This is a genomic window from Mycobacterium szulgai (assembly GCF_002116635.1).
Lineage (GTDB): Bacteria > Actinomycetota > Actinomycetes > Mycobacteriales > Mycobacteriaceae > Mycobacterium > Mycobacterium szulgai.
Genome location: NZ_LQPW01000167.1, coordinates 184,605 through 200,206, shown reverse-complemented (window position 1 = coordinate 200,206; position 15,602 = coordinate 184,605). Strand labels below are relative to the sequence as shown.

General features: G+C 66.4%; 4 protein-coding genes. 1 reads left to right on the top strand and 3 read right to left on the bottom strand.

Going from position 1 to position 15,602, the window contains the following annotated elements; genetic code table 11:
• From pks2 (AWC27_RS26700) to pks2 (AWC27_RS26690), 3 genes are all read right to left on the bottom strand, one after another.
• Positions 1-5,288, bottom strand: a 5,288-nt coding sequence (pks2, locus tag AWC27_RS26700; RefSeq protein ID WP_245847533.1) for a sulfolipid-1 biosynthesis phthioceranic/hydroxyphthioceranic acid synthase, incomplete at its 3' end; no start/stop codon positions are given.
• Positions 5,289-5,902: 614 nt separating this feature from the next.
• Positions 5,903-7,369, bottom strand: a complete 1,467-nt coding sequence (locus tag AWC27_RS26695) for a condensation domain-containing protein (RefSeq protein WP_169726868.1) — start codon at positions 7,367-7,369, stop codon at positions 5,903-5,905.
• Between the two features lie 54 nt (positions 7,370-7,423).
• Positions 7,424-13,678 (bottom strand): sulfolipid-1 biosynthesis phthioceranic/hydroxyphthioceranic acid synthase, encoded by a 6,255-nt coding sequence (gene pks2, locus AWC27_RS26690; RefSeq protein WP_085673473.1) that lies wholly within the window; start codon positions 13,676-13,678, stop codon positions 7,424-7,426.
• Between the two features lie 175 nt (positions 13,679-13,853).
• On the opposite strand from pks2 (AWC27_RS26690), the gene AWC27_RS26685 reads away from it, so the two are divergent.
• A complete protein-coding gene (locus tag AWC27_RS26685; RefSeq protein ID WP_085673510.1) occupies positions 13,854-15,599 on the top strand; it encodes an AMP-binding protein in 1,746 nt (581 codons plus the stop codon).
• Positions 15,600-15,602: the final 3 nt, after the last annotated feature.

The following is a 15,602-nucleotide window of genomic DNA, read 5'->3' as shown; positions in this document are numbered from 1 at the left end:
CCGCCATTGGCCATCTTCTCGGCCAGGAACAAACCCAGCCCGCCCAGACCACCGGTGATGATGTAGGACCCATCCCCGCGGAAAACCTGGACCTGCTCGGGCGGCAGCACCACATTGCTGCGCCCGGCGTGGGGCACATCAAGGATGAGTTTGCCGGTGTGTTCGGCGGCTCCCATCACCCGGATCGCAGTGGCCGCCTCAGCCAGCGGGTAATGCGTGCTCTCGGGCATCGGCAACACGCCCTCGGCGGTCAACCGGTACACCGTGGCCAGCAACTCGCGGACCGCGGCCGGTTGATTCGCCGCCATCAGCCCCAGGTCGACGCCGTAGAAGGAGAGGTTCTGCCGGAACGGGTAGAGCCCGAGCTTGGTGTCGCCGTAGATGTCGCGCTTGCCGATCTCGACGAACCGGCCACCCACTGCCAGCAGTTTGATTCCGGCGCGTTGTGCGGCTCCCCACACCGAGTTGAGCACGATGTCCACGCCATAGCCGTCGGTGTCGCGACGGATCTGCTCGGCGAACTCCACACTGCGCGAGTCGTAGACATGCTCGATACCCATGTCGCGCAACAGGTTCCGGCGCTTCTCGCTGCCGGCGGTGGCATAAATCTCGGCGCCGGCCGCTCGCGCGATCGCAATCGCCGCCTGACCCACCCCACCGGTCGCAGAGTGGATCAGCACCTTGTCGCCGGCCTTGATCCGGGCCAGATCCTGCAACCCGTACCAGGCCGTGGCACTCGCGGTCGTCACCGCCGCCGCCTGAGCATCCGTTAGACCCTCCGGCAGCTTTACGGCCATGCGCGCATCACAGGTGACGAACGTGCTCCAGCAGCCGTTGGGCGACATGCCGCCGACGTGGTCGCCCACCTGGTGGTCGGTCACGTCGGGGCCCACCGCGGTCACCACACCGGCGAAATCGGTGCCCAGCTGCGGCTGTTTGCCGTCCGCGGTCTGATACAGGCCGAAGGTGACGAGTACGTCGGCGAAGTTGATGCTGGACGCGCTGACGGCCACCTCGATCTGCCCGGGCCCCGGCGGCACCCGATCGAACGCCGCGAACTCCAGCGTTTCCAGGTCGCCCGGGGTGCGGATCTGCAGGCGCATGCCGGCGTCGGCGTGATCGACGACGGTGCTGTGGCGCTCCTCGGGACGCAGCGGGGCCGGGTACAGCCGCGCCGTGTACCACTCGTCGTGGCGCCAGGCGGTCTCGTCTTCGTCGGAAGCCAACACCAGCTGACGCGCCACCGATTCGGTGCTCGTCGCCTCGTCGACGTCGATGTAGCTGACCTTCATGTGCGGGTGCTCGGCACTGATCACCCGCAGCAGCCCACGCAAACCACCCTGCTCGAGGTTGGCGCAATCTTCGGACCGCACCGTCTGGGCATTGCGGGTCAACACGTAGAACCGGGGCTCCTGGGCCGCGATCTCCGGAATTTCCCGGGCGATACGGACCACATGCTGGACGTGCTGTTCGCCGCGGGCGCCGGATTCTTCTTGCGGGTGGCCGTTGCGCGGCGCGGTAAGCACCATCACACCGGTGAACCCGCCGGTCCCGAGCTGGTCACGTAACCGCGCGGCTTGGGCCACATGATCGGCTTGGAACGGCCAAGAGATCATGCTGCACTGCGCATCGTGCACCTTGAGTGCGTCGGTCAATTCCGCGGCCACCAGCTCGGTGGCGTCCGAGGTGCTGATCAACAGCCAGGTGCCGGGCTCGGCATGACTGTTCTCCGGCAGCTGGCGCTGTTGCCACTCAATGGTCAGCAACCGCTCGCCCAGAACCCGATCGCGCTCGCTGCCCTGCGAAACGCCGGTTCCCATCTCCAGTCCACGCACAGCCAGCACGACTGCGCCGTGGTCGTCCAACACGTCCAGGTCGGCTTCCACACCGGACCCGCACGCGGTCACAGTCGCATAGCAGTACCGCGCATAGCGGGCCGACCCGTACGAGCGCAGCGTGCGCACACCCAAGGGGAGTAGCAAACCGCCATTACCCACTCCCTGGACGGCCGGGTGGGCCGCTACCGACTGAAAACACGCGTCCAGCAATGCCGGATGCACCCCATAGGCGTCCTGCTGGGCACGGATAGAGCTCGGCAGGGCTACCTCGGCAAACACGGAGGTACCTCCGGTCTCCTGGGCGGTGTGCACCGTCGCCAGGCCGGTGAAAGCCGGACCGTACTGAATGCCGTGCAGGTCGAAACCTTGGCGGAGGTCATCTCCGGTCACCGGGTTCGGATGCTTCGCCAGCAGCTCGTCGATGTCCTGAGCGGGTGGCCGGTCGACATCTTCGATGGCGTGCAGCACCGCGGAGGCCCGCCGGGAGCGTTGTCCCTCGTCTTCGGTCTCCACCGCAAACGTGACCACGCCGGGCGCCTCCACCGTCGCGGTCACGCTGACGGGAGTCTCCTCGTCGAGCAGCAGCAGCTGTTCGAAGCGGATATCGCGAACCTCGGACGCCTCGCCGAAGACGGTGCCGGCCGCGGCCAGCGCCATCTCGCAATAGGCGGCCCCGGGCAGAGCGGCCGTTCCGTGAATCTGGTGATCGGCCATCCAGGGCAGCGCTGCGGTGCCGACCTCGCCCTGCCAAACGTGGCGCTCCGGCTCCTCGGCGAGCCGCACGTGCGGGCCCACCAACGGATGCACCGGGACCATCGAAGCGCCGCGCGCGCGTGACTCCTGGCCGCCGGGGGTTAATAGCAGCCGGCGGTGCGCCCAGGTGGGCAGCGGCGCGTCCACAAGTTGACCGCCGGGGTAGAGCACTGAGAAGTCCACCGCCGCGCCGGCCGCATACAAATCGCCCACCAGCCCACGCAGCCCGTAGGGCAGCGGCTGCTCACGCCGCATTCCGGCCAAAGCCGCCACCGACATGTCCAGGCTGCGGGCGGTCTGATCCACCGCATGCATCAGCAGCGGGTGCGGCGACAGCTCCGTGAAGACGCGATAGCCCTCTTCCATCGCGGCCTGCACGGCCGCCGCGAAGCGCACCGTCTGGCGCAGGTTGTCCACCCAGTAGTTAGCGTCGCAGTAGGGCTCCTCGCGCGGATCGAACGAGGTCGCCGAGAAGTAGGGCAACTCCGGAGTGAGCGGAGTGATATCGGCCAGAACCTCGTAAAGGTCGTCCAGGATCGGGTCGACCTGCGGGGAGTGCGAGGCCACGTCGACGGCCACCTCGCGAGCCATCACATCGCGCGCTTCCCATGCCGCCACCAGATCGCGCACCGTCTGGGTTGCCCCGCCGATCACCGTGGATTGCGGCGAGGCGACAACGGCGACCACGACGTCGTCGACCGTGCGGGCCATCAATTCCGTAATCACTTGCTGGGCAGGCAGTTCCACCGAGGCCATCGCCCCGCTGCCGGCAATGCGCGTCATCAGCTTGGAGCGCCGGCAGATCACCCGTACCCCGTCTTCCAGCGACAGCGCACCGGCGACCACCGCAGCAGCGGACTCGCCCATGGAGTGACCGATGACCGCTCCGGGCTGCACGCCGTAGGACTTCATCGCCGCCGCGAGTGCGACCTGAACGGCAAACAGGGTCGGCTGCACGCGGTCGATGCCGGTGACGACCTCCGGTGCCGTGATCGCTTCGGTCACCGAGAAGCCCGACTCCGCGGCGATCAGCGGCTCGAGCGTGGCGATGGTGGCGGCGAACACCGGCTCGCTGGCCAGCAGGTCAGCACCCATCGCCGCCCACTGCGAACCCTGCCCGGAGAACACCCACACCGGGCCCCGATCATCCTGACCGACCGCGGGCAGGTATGGGGTTTCGCTTTCGGCGACCTCACGCAGCGCCGCGGACAGCTCCTCGGGGCTGGCGGCGATGACGGCCGTACGCACCGGCCGGTGCCCGCGCCGGCGAGCAAGCGTGAAGCCCACATCAGCCAGGTCGACGTCACCTGCGCGCTCGGTCACCCAATCCGCCAGTCGCGCGGCGGTTTGCTGCAGTCCTTCCGGTGAGGTGGCCGACAGTGCAAACACATGCGGGCCGGCCGCGCCGGAATCGTTTGCCCCAGCGTCGGCTGCGACACCCGCGGGAGCTTGCTCGACGATGGCGTGAGCATTGGTACCCGACATGCCGTATGACGACACCGCCGCGCGCCGCGGCTCGCCGGTGGCATTGTCCGGCCACGGTGTATTCGCCTTTGGCACAAAGAGATTGGTCTCGATCGCAGCCATCTCGTCGGGCAGTTGGGTGAAGTGGATGTTTTGTGGAACCTCACCGTGCTGCAGCGCAAGGATTGCCTTCATCAGCCCAAGCGCACCGGATGCCGACTGGGTGTGCCCGAAATTGGTCTTCAGCGACGCGAGTGCGCAGGCGCGGTCGATGCCGTACACCTGCGCCAGGCTGGCGTACTCGATGGGATCGCCGATCGGAGTACCGGTGCCATGCGCTTCCACCATGCCGATGGTCGAGGGGTCCACGTCACCCGCGGCGAGTGCCGCGCGGTAAGCCGCGACCTGTGCGGGTCCGGAGGGTGTGGCGATGTTGACGGTGCGGCCATCCTGGTTGGATGACGTGCCGCGGATGACGGCCAGAACCCGGTCGCCGTCTCGCTGTGCATCAGCTAAACGCTTGAGCAACAGCACAACGCAAGCCTCACCGACTACGAATCCATCCGCTGCGATGTCGAACGCATGACAATGTCCCGTAGGGGACCCCATACCCAGTAGCGAGCCCGAGACAAACCTGCGCGGGTCCATCGTCAACGAGACACCGCCGGCCAGCGCCAGCTCGCATTCGCTCTCGTGCAGGCTGCGGCAGGCCGAGTGCACGGCGACCAGGCCGGACGAGCACGCCGTGTCGACGGTCATCGCGGGACCGTGCAGTCCCAAGGTGTAGGAGATCCGCCCGGAGGCGAAGCTGTAGTTGTTGCCGGTGAATCCGTAGGGCCCGTCCAGCGCGTTGGCGTCAGCGGTCTGCAAGGTGTAGTCGCCGCTGGTCATTCCCATGAACACGCCGGTCTGCGTGTCGGCTAAATCGGCCCGGGTGTTTCCGGCGTGCTCCATGGCTTCCCAGGCGGTTTCCAGCAGTAAGCGATGCTGCGGATCCAGCGCGGTCGCCTCCTGCTCGCTGATTCCGAAGAAATCGGCATCGAAACCCGCGACGTCGTCGATGAACGCGCCCCACTTCGATACCGTCCGGCCGGGCACGCCGGGCTCGGGGTCGTAGTACTCATCCGCGTTCCAGCGATCCGGGGGGATCTCGGTGACCAGATCGTCCCCCCGCAGCAACGCCTCCCACAACAGCTCAGGTGAGTCGATGCCCCCCGGCAGCCGGCACGCCATACCGATGACGGCAACCGGCGTAACGCGTGTCGTATCCACGGTCCTTCTCGTCTCCTTACCCGCGTTCAAGCTTTTGTCGGTGGCGCATCGTCGAACCTTGCTCCGGGCTGCGCCAATCGCAGCACCGGGCGCTCCCATCGACCCCCACACTTCAGCCAAACGGATTGGTGATTGGCGTGATCAGCAGCGTAGCCGGTTGTTTTCGCACGCGTGGAAAAATCGTGCGTACGTACAAAAAAACTTCCTGCCGGTGACGTCAATTTCGAGACGGTTACAGGCCTTGTTGACCTTCGAGTCAATAGGCAAAGTGCCAGCGTGTGGCACTAGCGGGCGGATGTGTACGGATGTTCCAGACCGCGCTTGGCACCTCGCGGCCCGATGGCACCTTCCCCGCCTTTTGGCCACGAAGCGACGGTGGAAGGGGCAGCCAGCCGGGTCGGCTTTGGTAGCCAGCGGGGCCCCCGAACCACGTCAAACACCACGCAATTTTCTGCTTTTTGGAAGGCGAATCGCCGAAGTGTGGAAAGCGGTCCGACTCCGATGTTCAGGCTATGCCTTTCGGCGTCGCCAGAGGCCGGAATCGAGATATTCCGGGGCGCTTTTGTCCGCTGTGATCAGGGCCGTTGCCGCTGAAGCTGGCCCCGGTGGCGTCCAACCGCGATCTTGCTGGGCCGGTCGATCAAGCCGTCGGCGACTTGGCCGCATATCGACCTCATTTCTTCGAGGTAGCGCGTCACCGATTCATGGGCTATCGGATTGTTGGGGAACGAGGCGGTTACGGTGGTTTCGTTCTGAAATTTGTTGACCCACATGCACACTCGCGCCGCGATCCTGCCATCGCTGAAGACTTTGGCATTCATTCTTTCCAGGTTCATCGCGATCACAGCTGAAAGCGGAGGTACCCCGGCGTCCAGGAACGAGAGCATGGGAAAGCCGCCTCGTGGGGTCGTCTCGAGCCATGGTGCTAGTTCCAGTACCCGCTCGAACGGCACGTTGGCCAACGGGGTGCCGGCATCGAAGGAGCTCTGCGCGCGGCGGGCAGTCTCAGCAAACGACGGGCCGACTTCCACGGTAAACGGGATATGGCCGATGAACCACCCGGTGGTCATCAGCTCCTCCGGGGTGCTGCGGGTGCTGGTAGGGGTGACGGCGCGGTAGGTGTCCGACCCGGTGAGTTCGTATTCGGTCAGTGCGGCGACCGCGAACACGCCACCGCTGAACCGGGCTCCGGCGCTGGTGCAGGCCGCTTCGAATCCTGCGGTCTGGCGTGCGTCCATCAGTCGCAGCGAGAGCAATTCACCCCTGGTGACCAGCGAGGTGTCACCTAGCGGCAGTGGGAATGCGGGCAGTGTTCCCGCGTCGCTTTCGAAGAATTCGATCCATTGCCGAATCTCCGGTGAGGCCAATGTCAGCGCCGAGGTGTGGGCGCGCTCCCGCAGGCAGTACTCGTCGTAGCTGCCGACGCTTGGTAAGGGAATCGGGCCGCCGCCGTCCATTAGCGCGTCGTACAAGCCCTGGATCTCCCAGAACACGGCACCCAGAAATGTCGCATCGACATGAAGGTGATCAACGCTGAAGCAGAAGGTGAAGTGGTCGTCGCGCTGAATAACCGCGAACCTGAAGCAATCCCACTCCAGCGGACTCGGCGTGGACAGTATGTAGTCCTGCCATTGCTTGGGCGTCATCTCGCCCTGCTCAGCCGGAATCAGTTCGATATCAGTGGGATTGCCGATCGTGTGTCTGACGATGCGTCCGGTGTCGGTGAATTCGAACCAACTTCGGAACGTGTCATGCCGGCGTAGGTGCGAATTGAGGACATACGTCATCGCGCGGATGTCGCATTGGCCGCGGAAATCCAAGGCGGCGACCACGAGTCGCGACATTTCACGGCCGCGTGCGGCTTGGTCGCGATAGCCGCGGAGGTGACGAGCTTGGATATAGCTTGGCGGCACAGCACTTATCGGTGCTTGGCGTGCTGCTTCCAGCGAGGCCGGTGCGGGGTGCCAGCACCACACCGAGCCGGGGTCGGGAGCCCAGTTGTCGACGGTCTCTAGACCCAGATGGCCCAAGACAACCAACATCGCTCCTTCGGTTCAGCCCTGAATTCCAGGTTATTTCATGTCGGCCGCTGAGCCTTACATTGCCGCTGCGGCGTTTCCGGTTGGTGCCAGCGTTTGGCACAGGTGATCGGCCAAGCCGCGCACCGTGGTGATGTCGGTCGAATGGATGCGTATGCCGGTTTCGGTTTCGATGCGGGTTCGCAGTTCCAGGTTGCCCAGCGAGTCAAGCCCGTACTGGGAAAGCGGCCGGTCAGGGTCGACGGAGCGGCGCAGGATCAGGCCCACTTGTTCGGAGATGAGTCGCCTGAAGCGGATTGGCCACTCGTCGTGGGAGAGCTCGGAGAGTTCGGCGCGGAACCTGCCGTGGGTCGAGCGCTTTGCTCCGGCGGAGCGGAATGCGTCGGCGAATCGGCTCCGTTGGGCCAGGGCGGTCAACCATGGCGATCCGGCGATCGGTGCGTACCCGCTGTATCCACGGGTGTGGCTCAGCAGCGCCTCGAACGCGCGGGCACCCTCGTCGGGGGTGATCATCGCGGTGTCGCCGCTTTCGGCCAGGCCAGCGCCTCGGCCGATCTCGGCCCACGCACCCCACGCGATCGCGGTGGCCGGAAGCCCTTGGGCCCGTCGCCAGTGGGCGAACGCGTCCAGCCAGCTATTGGCGGCGGCATATGCACCCTGACCAGGTGAGCCGAGCAGGGCAGCCGCCGAGGAGAACACGCAGAACCAGTCCAGCGGTGTAGTTGCCGTGGCCTGGTGCAGATGCCACGCGCCGTAAACCTTTGGCGCCCAAACCCGCTCGATCAACTCGGCGGTGATGTTGGTCAGGGTGGCATCTTCGACGACGGCGGCGCCGTGTAGCACACCACGCAACGGCAGCCCGGTGGCCGTTGCTGCGGTGACAAGCCGCTGTGCGGTGTCGGCGAGTGCGATGTCGCCGCACTCCACCACGATGTCAGATCCGGTGGCGCGGATGAGTTCTATTGTCTCCATGGCCTTCTGGTTAGGCACAGCCCGAGAGTTGAGGACGATGCGGCCGGCGCCGGCGGCCGCCATCTTCTCGGTGAGGAACAAGCCGAGGCCGCCCAAACCGCCGGTGATGATGTAGGCGCCGTCGGGACGGAAGACGCGAGCCTGCTCCGGCGGAATCACCACGCTGCTGTTTCCGGCTTGCGGTATGTCGAGGATGAGCTTGCCGGTGTGTTCGGCAGCGCTCATCACCCGCAGCGCGGTAGCTGCCTCGGCGAGTGGGTAATGCGTGCTCGAAGGCATTGGGAGCACGCCGTCTGCGGTCAGCCGGTACACCGTGTCCAACAGCTCACGTACCTCCTGGGGGTGGGTGATCGACATTAACCACAGGTCAAGGGCAAAAAACGTCAGGTTTCGGCGGAACGGGAAGAGCCCGAGCCGGGTATCGCCGTAGATGTCGCGCTTGCCGATCTCGATGAACCTGCCGCCGAAAGTGAGCAGGTCCACCCCGGCGCGTTGCGCCGCCCCGGTCAGTGAGTTGAGCACGATGTCGACCCCCCCGGAGCCCTTGCCGTCCGCGGAGCCCCCGCCGGCGGTGTCACGGCGGACCTGGTCGGCGAAATTTACCGTGCGCGAGTCATATACATGCTCGATACCCATGTCGCGCAACATCTTCCGGCGCTGCGGACTGCCCGCGGTGGCGAAGATCTCGGCTCCCGCTGCGCGCGCGATCGCGATTGCCGCCTGTCCGACGCCGCCGGTCCCGGAATGGATCAGCACCTTGTCGCCGGCCTTGATCCGGGCCAGGTGGTGCAGTCCGTACCAGGCGGTCGCGGATGCCGTGCTGACCGCGGCGGCTTGGGCGTCGGTCAGGCCCTCGGGAATCTTGGCGGCCAGGCGGGCGTCGCAGTTGACGAACGTCGCCCAACAGCCGTGCGGGGAGAGGCCACCGACCCGATCACCGACCTTCAGCGTCGTGACGTCAGGTCCGACCGCGGTCACCACACCGGCGAAATCGGTACCCAGTCCCGGCTGCGGCCCGAAGCTGGTGCGGTAGCGGCCGAATACGCCGAGAACGTCGGCGAAGTTGATGCTGGACGCGGTGACCGCGACCTCGATCTGGCCGGGCCCCGGCGAAACTCGCTCGAAGGCAACGAATTCCAGCGTCTCCAGGTCTCCGCGGGCGCGAATATCGGTCCGCATTCCGTCCTGGGCATGGCGGACGACGGTGGCGGTCCGTTCGTCGGGGCGCAGGGGAGCGGGGCACAACCGTGCGGTGTACCACTGGTCGTTACGCCAGGCGGTCTCGTCTTCGTCGCAGCCGGCCAGCAGCTGGCGGCCCAACTGTCCGGCGCCGGTCTGTTCGTCGATGTCGATATGAGTGGTACGCAGATGCGGGTGCTCGGCGCCGATCACCCGCAGCAGCCCACGCAACCCGGCCTGTTGCAGATTTGGGCGGTCATCGGCGAGTACCGTCTGGGCGCCGCGGGTCACTACGTACAACCTCGGCGCCTTGCCGGGCAGGTCGGCCAACTCCGCCGCGAGGCGCACCAGCTGCTCGACGTAGTCGCTGGCCAGAACGCCATCGCCGGTCGGCCGTCCGGTCAGAACCACCAGGTGCTCGATGTCAGGCCGGAGTTCCGGGGCGTTGACAACTGTCGCGCCGTGCCGCGTCAACGCGTCGCTCAATTGCGTCGCCAGCGGCGTAGCGGCCCCATCGGCAGCGGTGCTGCTGTCGATCATCAGCCAAGTGCCCGTTGGCTGGGTCTCGGTTTCGGGCAACTCGCGGCGTTGCCATTCGATGTTCAGCAGCCGTTCGCCCAGCAGCCGATCCTGCTCGGTGCTTGCCGAGCAACCCGTGCCCATCAGCAGCCCGCGCACCACCAGCAGCACCCTGCCGTGCTCGTCCATGACGTCGATGTCGGCCTCGACGTCGGTGGTGCAGGCGGTCACCGTGGTGAGGCAGTAGCGGGCAGTGCGGGTCGGTGTGTAGGCGCGCAAGTGGCGCACACCCAACGGGAGCAGTAGGCCGCCGTTTCCCATCTCCTGCACGGCAGGGTGGGCCGCGACCGATTGAAAACACGCGTCCAGCAGCGCAGGGTGCACATCGAATCCGGCTTGCTGGGTCCGGATGGACGTCGGCAGGGCGACCTCGGCCAGCACGGCGTCGATCGCGCCTTCTGACAAATAGGCCGCGGCCAGGCCGGTGAACGCAGGGCCGAACTGGACACCGCGCGCGTCGAACCACTCCCGCAGCCGGTCGCCATCGATGCGATGCGGATGGGCCTTCAGCAGGGCGCCGATATCCCGGGCGGGTGGCGGGTCGTCATCGACGACGACACCCAACCTGGCGCTGGCGTGCCGCACCCGCTCGCCCTGCTGCAACGTCTCCACCTCGAAGGCGGCGACACCGTCGCCGTCCATCGACGCGACGGCGCCGACGGGGCTCTGTTCGTCCAGCAACAGCATTTGCTCGAAGCGGATATCGCGGACTTCGGACTGCTCGCCAAGCACGGAGCGGGCCGCGGCCAGCGCCATCTCGCAATAAGCGGCGCCGGGAAGCGCGGCCACGCAGTTGATCTGGTGGTCGCCCACCCATGGCAGCGCGGCGGTGCCCACCTCCGCTTGCCACGCATGCCGCTGCGGCTCCTCCAACAGCTGCACGTGCGAGCCCAAAAGCGGATGCACCACAACAGTATTGGAGGTATTGGCACCCGCGGGCCGGCCGGCCGGCTCCAGCAGCAGGCGACGGCTGGTCCAGATGGGCAGTGGCGCGTCGGTCAGCTGCCCGACGGGATGGGTGACCGAGAAGTCGATCGCCGCACCCGCGCCGTACAGGTCGCCCACCAGGGCGCGCAGCCCGGCTGGCAGCGGCTGTTCGCGCCGCATAGCGGCCAGGGCTGCGGCCGGAAGGTCCAGGCTGGCCGCGGTCTGGTCGACGGCGCGGGTGAGCAGTGGGTGTGGCGACAGCTCGCCGAACACCCGGTACCCGTCCTCGAGGGCGGCCCGGACCGCCGCGGAGAAGCGCACGGTATGGCGGAGATTGTCCGACCAGTACCGGGCATCGCACACCGGTCGTTCGCGGGGATCGAACAGGGTGGCCGAGTAGTACGGAAGCTGCGGTGCCAGTGGCGTTACGTCGGCCAGCGCCCGGGACAACTCGTCGAGTATCGAGTCGACCTGCGGGGTGTGCGAGGCCACGTCGACGGCGACCTCGCGGGCCAGCACGTCGCGTTCTTCCCACGCCGCGACGAGGTCGCGAACCGTCTGGGTGGCCCCGCCGATCACGGTGGACTGCGGCGAGGCGACGACGGCGATCACGACGTCCCTGACGCGCCGCTTGGCCAGCTCCTCGCGCACCTGCTGGGCGGGCAACTCCACCGCCGCCATCGCGCCGATGCCCCGGATGCGGTTGCACAGGGTGGAACGCCGACAGATGACGCGTACCCCGTCTTCCAACGACAGCGCTTCGGCGACGACGGCGGCGGCGACCTCACCGAGTGAGTGGCCGATGACCGCACCCGGCGTGATGCCGTGAGACTTCATGCTGGCTGCCAGCGCGACCTGCATGGCGAACAGGGTCGGCTGGACCCGATCGATTCCGGTGACGGTCTGCGGCGCGGTCATCGCCTCGGTGACCGAGAAACCCGATTCCTGGGCGATCAGCGGCTCGAGCCTGGCGATGGTCGCGGCGAATACCGGCTCGCTGGCCAGCAGGTCCGCGCCCATCGCCGGCCACTGCGAGCCCTGGCCAGAGAAGATCCACACTGGTCCGCGGTCGTCCTGGCCGACCGCTGCTTGGTACGGGGCGTCGCCGTCGGCCACCTCACGCAAGCGCTCGATCAGCTTGGTGTGACCGTCCGCGACCACTGCGGTACGCACCGGACGATGGCCCCGCCGGCGTGCCAGCGTGTAGCTCAGATCCGGCAGTGGCACCGGGTTGGTCTGCTCGTCGATCCAGTCGGCCAGCCGGCGCGAAGTGTGGCGCAGCGCCTCGGCCGAAGTTGCTGACAATACGAACAACTCGGGCCCTGCCGGCTGCGTTGGAGAGGCTACCGTTGCGGTTTGGCCGGCCTGCTCGAGGATGACGTGGACATTGGTGCCGGACATGCCGTACGAGGACACGGCCGCTCGCCGGGGTTGGTGACCATGCTTCGGTCCCGCTGTTGGCCAAGCTGTAATCTCCTGTGGCACAAAGAGTCCGGTGTCGATCCGGGCAAGCTCGTCGGGCAGGCGAGTGTGGTGCAGCATCGGCGGCACCACGCCGTGTTGCACCGACAGGATCGCTTTGATGATCCCTACCGCGCCGGCGGCGGCCTCGGTATGTCCCAGGTTGCTTTTTGCCGATCCCAGCGCGCATCGAGTCCCGTTGGCGCCGTACACCTGTGCCAAGCTGGCGAATTCGATCGGGTCGCCAACAGGAGTGCCGGTACCGTGTGCCTCGACCATGCCGACGGTGTCGGCGTCCACCTCGGCCGCGGCCAGCGCCGCGCGGTAGGCCTCGACCTGCGCGTCCCGCGACGGACTGGCAATGGTGTCGGTTCGGCCGTCCTGGTTGGTGGCCGTGCCGCGCAGCACCGCCAGGATGCGGTCGCCGTCTCGCTGGGCGTCGGGCAGCCGTTTGAGCAGCACCATGGCACAGCCCTCGGAACGGACGAACCCGTCGGCGGAGGCGTCGAACGTGCGGCAGCGTCCGGTGGGAGACAACATGCCCAGCGCCGAGGCCGAGCTGAACACGTGCGGTTCCAGCATCACCAGGCAACCGCCGGCCAGCGCGAGGTTGCTCTCCTGCTCATGCAAACTGCGGCAAGCCATATGCACCGCAAGCAAACTCGACGAACAGGCGGTGTCCACGGTCATCGCCGGACCGCGCAATCCCATGGCGTAGGACACCCGCCCGGACGCCATGCTGAAGGCGGTTCCGGTGAAGGCGTACGCGTCAGCCCGGGCGCCTGCCTGGTCGGTCACGAACGCGTAGTCGTCGTGGCACATGCCGACGAACACACCGGTCAGCGAGCCGGTCAACGCTTTGGGATCCAGGCCGGCGTGCTCCACCGCCTCCCACGAGGTCTGCATCAGCAAACGGTGCTGCGGATCGATCGCGGTGGCTTCTCGCTCGCTGATGCCGAAGAACTCGGCATCAAAGCCCGCGACGTCGTCGAGGAACCCACCCCATCGCGACACCGACCGGCCGGGCGCACCCTGTTCAGGGTCGTAGTGCTCGTCGGCGTCCCATCGATCGCTGGGAATCTCGCTGATCAGGTCGTCACCGGACAGCAATGCATCCCAAAACCGGTCTGGGGAATCAACGCCTCTGGGGAGGCGGCATGCCATGCCGATGACTGCGATCGGAGTGACACCCATGGCTTGATCCCCTCGGCAATTGCGTGCAGCGCTCGGTCTTGACGGCCATCTTCCCTGCTCAGGGCCATCAGATCGGGGAGCAACGCGCCGACGTTTTGTCCGGCGGGGGTGCGGCAGGTGCTGGGGCGGGCAAACCGGGGTTGCGGTGAAGGCGAAACAGGTAGTGTTGCTGCACGTGGTCGGCTCTTCCATTCCCTCTGTGCTGCGCGAGCGCGCCAGTCTCAACCCCAACGATGCGGCAATCACCTACATCGATTACGAGCAAGATTGGGACGGCGTTGCCCAGACTTTGACGTGGTCACAGTTGTATCGGCGAATGCTCAACGTTGCCGATCAGATCAAGGATTGCGGCTCGACCGGTGATCGGGCAGTCATCCTCGCGCCGCAGGGCCTCGAATACATCGTCGGATTTCTGGGTGCCCTGCAGGCCGGATTCACCGCCGTTCCGCTGACGGTGCCCTACGGCGGCGCCCACGATGAGCGGACGATTTCGGTGCTGAGCGACACGTCGCCGACTGTCCTGCTGACCACGTCGGCCGTCGTCGACAATGTCGCCCCGCACGCGCAGCCGCATCCCGGACAAAACACACCGGCACTCGTCGAACTTGATTTGCTGGACCTGGATGCACGGCCGCGGCCGGGTGGCTCGCGTGGCGTTAAGGACGCGCCGGAGATCCAATATCTGCAATACACTTCGGGCTCCACCCGGGCGCCGGCCGGGGTGGGCATCACGAACAAGAACGTCTTCGCCAATTTCGCCCAGATGGTCGCCGACTTCTTTGCCGGCGAGGGGGGAGTGGTCCCATCCGACCTCACGGTGGTGTCTTGGCTGCCGCTGTATCACGACATGGGCCTCCTGTTGGGAGCCATCATGCCGATCCTTATCGGGAAGCCCACCGTGCTGACCAGTCCGGTGGGATTCCTGCAGCGACCGGCCCGCTGGATACAACTGCTCGCGCGTCACGGCTGTACGGCTTCGGGCGGACCGAACTTCGCGTTCGAGCTGGCGGTGCGCAAGACGTCGGACGAGGACATGGTCGGGCTCGATCTCAGTGGCGCACACAGCATTCTCGACGGCAGCGAGCGAGTGCAGCCCGCCACCCTCAAGCGTTTCGCCGATCGGTTCGCCCCCTTCAACTTTCCCGCCAAGGCACTGCGGCCCGCGTATGGGATGGCCGAAGCGACGGTGTACATCGCGACCCGTACCGCGACTGAACCACCCAAGATCGGTTACTTCGAATCCGAGAAACTGCCTGCCGGCCAAGCCGTCCCGTCGTCGACCGAAAGCGGCACCCCGCTGGTCAGTTACGGTGAACCGAAGTCGCTGGCGGTGCGCATTGTCGACGCCGACACGGGCACCGAATGCCCGGACGGAGTGGTCGGCGAGATCTGGGTGCACGGAGAAAACGTCGCGGCCGGCTATTGGCAGAAAGCCGAAGAGACCGACCGCACCTTCGGCGCAAAGATCGCCAACCCGGTGGAGGGCACGCCCGAAGGCCCCTGGCTGCGAACCGGAGATTCGGGCTTCTTGTCCGACGGCGAACTGTACATCCTCGGACGCATCAAGGATCTGCTGATCATCTACGGGCGCAACCACTCTCCCGACGACATCGAGGCGACGATCCAGGAGATTACCGCGGGCCGCTGCGCGGCGATCGGGGTTCCGGACGGTAGCGCCGAGAAGCTGGTTGCCATCGTCGAAGTCAAGAAGCGCGGCGACACCGACGAGGATGCCAAGGACCGGCTACGCGTCATCAAGCAAGACGTGAACGCGGCGATCTACAAGTCGCACGGACTGAGCGTGGCCGACCTCGTGCTGGTATCGCCCGGGTCGATTCCGATCACCACCAGCGGCAAGATCAGGCGCGCACAGTGTGTCGAGCTCTACCGGCAACGCGAGTTCAGCCGCTTGGACGCTTAGAGC

Coding starts and splice junctions, on each gene's coding strand:
- AWC27_RS26695 (WP_169726868.1), bottom strand. CDS start 7,369: ATGTTGGTTGTCTTGGGCCATCTGGGTCTAGAGACCGTCGACAACTGG.
- pks2 (WP_085673473.1), bottom strand. CDS start 13,678: ATGGGTGTCACTCCGATCGCAGTCATCGGCATGGCATGCCGCCTCCCC.